At 44.6% G+C, this 4,225-nt stretch carries 6 protein-coding genes and 1 riboswitch; all 6 genes read left to right on the forward strand.

Annotation, left to right across the window (positions count from 1 at the left end; all coding sequences use genetic code 11):
- Position 1: 1 nt before the first annotated feature.
- The 6 genes from ACW12G_RS06665 to cmk all read left to right on the forward strand — a co-directional run bounded on the left by ACW12G_RS06665 (position 2) and on the right by cmk (position 4,162).
- Complete coding sequence (locus tag ACW12G_RS06665; RefSeq protein WP_455647573.1) at positions 2-649, forward strand: segregation and condensation protein A; 648 nt, start codon at positions 2-4, stop codon at positions 647-649.
- A complete protein-coding gene (scpB, locus tag ACW12G_RS06670) occupies positions 642-1,241 on the forward strand; it encodes an SMC-Scp complex subunit ScpB (RefSeq protein ID WP_010002770.1) in 600 nt (199 codons plus the stop codon). The genes ACW12G_RS06665 and scpB overlap by 8 nt, the downstream gene beginning before the upstream one ends.
- On the forward strand, positions 1,234-1,983 hold the full coding sequence (locus ACW12G_RS06675; protein WP_010000216.1) for a pseudouridine synthase: 750 nt from the start codon (positions 1,234-1,236) through the stop codon (positions 1,981-1,983). Before scpB ends, ACW12G_RS06675 begins: the two co-directional genes overlap by 8 nt.
- 52 nt (positions 1,984-2,035) lie before the next feature.
- A riboswitch (FMN riboswitch) is annotated at positions 2,036-2,171 on the forward strand.
- A 66-nt stretch (positions 2,172-2,237) separates the two neighbouring features.
- Complete coding sequence (locus ACW12G_RS06680) at positions 2,238-2,822, forward strand: ECF transporter S component (RefSeq protein WP_455647574.1); 585 nt, start codon at positions 2,238-2,240, stop codon at positions 2,820-2,822.
- A gap of 76 nt (positions 2,823-2,898) precedes the next feature.
- A complete protein-coding gene (locus ACW12G_RS06685; RefSeq protein WP_029509277.1) occupies positions 2,899-3,471 on the forward strand; it encodes a hypothetical protein in 573 nt (190 codons plus the stop codon).
- Positions 3,472-3,484: 13 nt separating this feature from the next.
- Positions 3,485-4,162 (forward strand): (d)CMP kinase, encoded by a 678-nt coding sequence (gene cmk / locus ACW12G_RS06690; protein WP_029509279.1) that lies wholly within the window; start codon positions 3,485-3,487, stop codon positions 4,160-4,162.
- Positions 4,163-4,225 lie beyond the last annotated feature (63 nt).

The raw sequence follows: 4,225 nt of genomic DNA on the forward strand, positions 1-4,225 counted from the left end.
AATCACGGCCCAGTATTTGGCCTTCATTCAGGCGCAGCAAGATATGCAGTTGGATGTGGCATCTGAATATTTGGTGATGGCAGCTACGTTAGTTCAAATTAAATCAGCGGATTTGTTGCCACAAGAAACCTATGACGATGATATGCTGGTTGAGGAGTTGAATGATCCGCGTGATGAATTGATGCGGCAACTGTTAACCTATAAACAGTTTCAAGCTGCTAGTGCGCAATTACGAGAAAGAGAGAGCGCTGATCACCAATCATTTGCACGGTTACCGATGGCAGTCCCAGCAGATTTTGAGCCTGATATGGCACTGGCACCAGGGCTTGGGTTAGTGGATTTACAGGTAGCGTTTGCTAAGTTATTGCGCAAAAAGCGACAACATGAACCCATTAGTCGTCGGGTTGTCCGTGAAAAAATGACGATGGCGCACGCAGTGACGAATATTCGTCAGCATTTTGCAGCCCACCAAGTTGGGGATATGCTGCCCTTTGAGTCGTTATTTGACCAGTTACATGATCGCGAATCGCTGGTCATGACGTTTATTGCTTTGCTGGAAATGGCAAAGGAAGATCAGGTTATTTTGCATCAAACGGATGCACAAGCAGAAATATTTGTAGAAATTGAGAACATAGACGGGCATGAATAATTTGAGTCAAATTGAAGCACTGCTCTTTGTCGCTGGTGATGAAGGGATGGCGCTATCAACGCTTTGTAGTATTACCCAATTTGATAAGCCAGCAGTGTTGAACTTGATTGAAGCGCTCGCCAATAAATATGCTGATGATCCCAACAGTGCGTTAGAGATTCGGGAAACGGATGGGATGTATCGTTTGGTCACCAAGCCAGCACTTGGCGCGGTTGTTAAGGGCTATTTTGAAGCGCCAGCCCAGGCCACTTTATCACAAGCACAACTAGAATCTTTGGTCATCATTGCCTATAAGCAACCGATTACGCGCATTGAAATTGATCAAATTCGGGGCGTGCAATCAGCGGGGACCATTCAGAAGTTGATGTTGCGTCAGCTTGTGGTTGAAGCGGGGCGAAAAGATGAACCAGGTCGTCCCATTATGTATGGGACATCAGCCGAATTTTTAGATTATTTTGGCTTAAAATCACTTGATGAACTCCCACCACTACCAGATTTTGAATCCCTTGACGTCGCAGATGGTGGTGGCGAATTATTTACCAGCGCATTTGATGCGCAGACAACAGAAATGGAAGAAAAAAATGATGTCTGAAGAAGCACAACGTTTACAAAAAGTCATTGCGCAAGCAGGACTTGCTTCACGTCGTGGGGCAGAAGAATTAATCACACAAGGTCGGGTCCAAGTCAATGGTGAGACGGTCAAAACCCTTGGCATCAAAGTGATGCCACATGATACCGTTCAGGTTGATGGCGCACCGATTGAAGGCCGCGAAAAGCTGGTGTATTATTTGATGAACAAGCCACGTGGGGTCGTCACGACAAATAGTGACGACAAGGGCCGCCAAACGGTGCTTGATGTGCTTGAAGACGTGCCACAACGTGTTTATCCTGTTGGTCGTTTAGATTATGATACAACTGGTGTTTTATTATTGACCAATGATGGGGTGATTGCTAATCAATTGATGCACCCTAAGTCACGTGTTGACAAGGTCTATATGGCTAAAGTTGAAGGGATTGCGACTGACGAAAAGCTAGCACCGCTAAAGCGTGGTGTGGTCATTCAAGGTCGGAAGACGGCCCCGGCGCGGGTGAGTGTTGAGCGCGTGGATAAAGACAAAAAGACCAGTATGGTACGCGTTATTATTCATGAAGGGCGTAATCACCAAGTGAAAAACATGCTCCAAAAAGTGGGGCTGCCAGTCGCTAAGCTGACTCGTGAACAGTATGCCTTTTTTGATTTGACGGGTCTACAATCGGGTGAATATCGTAAATTAACGAGTGCAGAAGTTAAGCGCCTCAAGAATCAAGACTACAAAATGTATCGTCGTCGCTAAAACATTGCTTTGTGATGATTACTTTGTTACAATTAGTAAGTAATCTTAATTGAATATACTTCAGGGTCGGGTGTAAATCCCAACCGGCGGTGAGACATGCAAGACATGGTAAGCCCGCGACCTGCGTAAGCAGCTGATCTGGTCAAAATCCAGAGCCGACCGTAAAGTCGGGTATAAAGAAGTTTAAAAAAGAAAGTAAAACTGCCTTTTTGTGCTACCCTGACAAATTGTGCAGTTTTTTTGAGGCAAAAAATATGTCTATCTCACACACACGCACGCAACGCTTAACGCTGATCGCGATTTTAAGTGCCTTGTCATTTGGCTTAATGTTGTTTCCACAATTGCCGTTGATACCAGGGGCTGATTTTTTGAAATTAGACTTTTCAATTGTTCCAGTGCTGATCGCAGGGTATTGGTTAGATCTGACAGCGGCACTGTGGACCGTTATCTTACGGACGCTCTTAAAGTTAATCTTGGCTAACGAAGGGGTCAATACCTATCTTGGCTTACCCGTTAACTTGTGGGCGATTGTGATCTTTGCGCTTATCTTATTTTGGGTAATGCCACAGTTTGACGCCAAAAAAATTGGCTGCGCCTTGTTGGCAGTCGGTGCGGCAACAGTGGGCTTAACATTGGCAGGTGTCGTGATGAACTGGTTGATTGCGGTGCCGCTCTATGCGAAGTTTGCCCATTTTGACATCGCTAAAATGATTGGGTTAGGCCAATATTTTATCGCGATGGTGATCCCATTTAACATTGCGCAAGGTTTAATATGGGGCATTGTCAGTTTTGCGGTGCTTTCTATTTTGCAGCCCATGCAACGTCAAATTTTATCTTAAACAAACGTTATCGACATCAACGACCTCCTATGTGGTAAACTTTTAAGTGAACTATTATGATGGAGGTCGTTTTATTATGAACGATTTTGACCCAAATAAGATGAGTCGGTCAGCCCGATCAAAGCAACAAAAAGTTGAACCTCAGTTTTCGCGTAAATCAAGCCAACAAAACAGCGAACACAAGCGCCTTCGGGTATTCTTGATTATTCTTGGATTACTGATTTTATCGAGTGTCCCAGTCTATGGCTTTTGGGTGAATCATAAAGCACCCCAGCAACAAGTGGCGTCATCAGTGAGTCATAAGAAAACGGCGTCGTCGAAAAAAGCATCATCTGTTGATTCATCATCGTCATCAGTCGCTTCTTCAGACGATACAGCTGTATCTGAATCTGCTGTAAGTAGTAGTGATGACACAAGTTCAGTTGATGAGAGCGTTTCATCAAGTGCGGTCGAAAGCAGTAGTAGTGCGGCACCTGAAGTATCATCATCAAGTGTTGCCAACAATACAGCCGTGCTAGGTGCCAGCCAAACACTTTATAATTTTGCCGTGACCCATGGGATGACAACGGATCAAGTGATTGCGTTAAACCCAGGCCTGACGGTGTCAAATTACACCCAATATGCTGGTCGCGATTTGAATATTCGCTAAGTTAGAGGAGACTATGACAAATAATTTTCAGGTGGCAATTGATGGCCCAGCATCAGCTGGTAAGTCAACGATTGCTAAAATTTTAGCTACCCAATTACAATATGTTTACGTAGATACAGGTGCAATGTATCGTGCCATCACCTTAGCGGCCAAATTAGCTGGCGTCGCCTATGATGACGAAGCACGGGTTGTAGCTTTACTGCCGCATACGCAGGTGCGCTTTGAACCAGGGACACCAGTGCAACGTGTTTTCTTAAATGATCAAGAAGTAACAGAAGCGATTCGCTCAACGGAAATCACGAACAACGTGTCATTGGTTTCATCATATGCCGCAGTGCGAGCCGATCTTGTGGCCCGTCAACGAGACATTGCTAACAGTCATAATGTGATCATGGATGGGCGTGACATTGGGACAACAGTGTTACCAGATGCGCAAGTGAAAATCTTCCTTGTGGCCAGCGTTGACGAACGCGCACAACGCCGTTATCAAGAGAATTTAGCTAAGGGGATGACTGTTGACCTGCAAACTTTAAAGGCTGAAATTGAGGCGCGTGATTATAAGGATTCACATCGTCAGATTAGTCCGTTAGTCAAAGCCGACGATGCCGTTTTGGTCGACACAACGGGTCACAGTATCGATGAAGTTGTGGCAATGATTACAAAAATCATTCTAGATAAACAGCAAGATTAACTTACAGCGTGAAAACGCTGTTTTTTACTAAACAAGATAAAAATATTCTGGTAAACTATACAC

It is taken from the genome of Leuconostoc sp. (genome assembly GCF_965300815.1).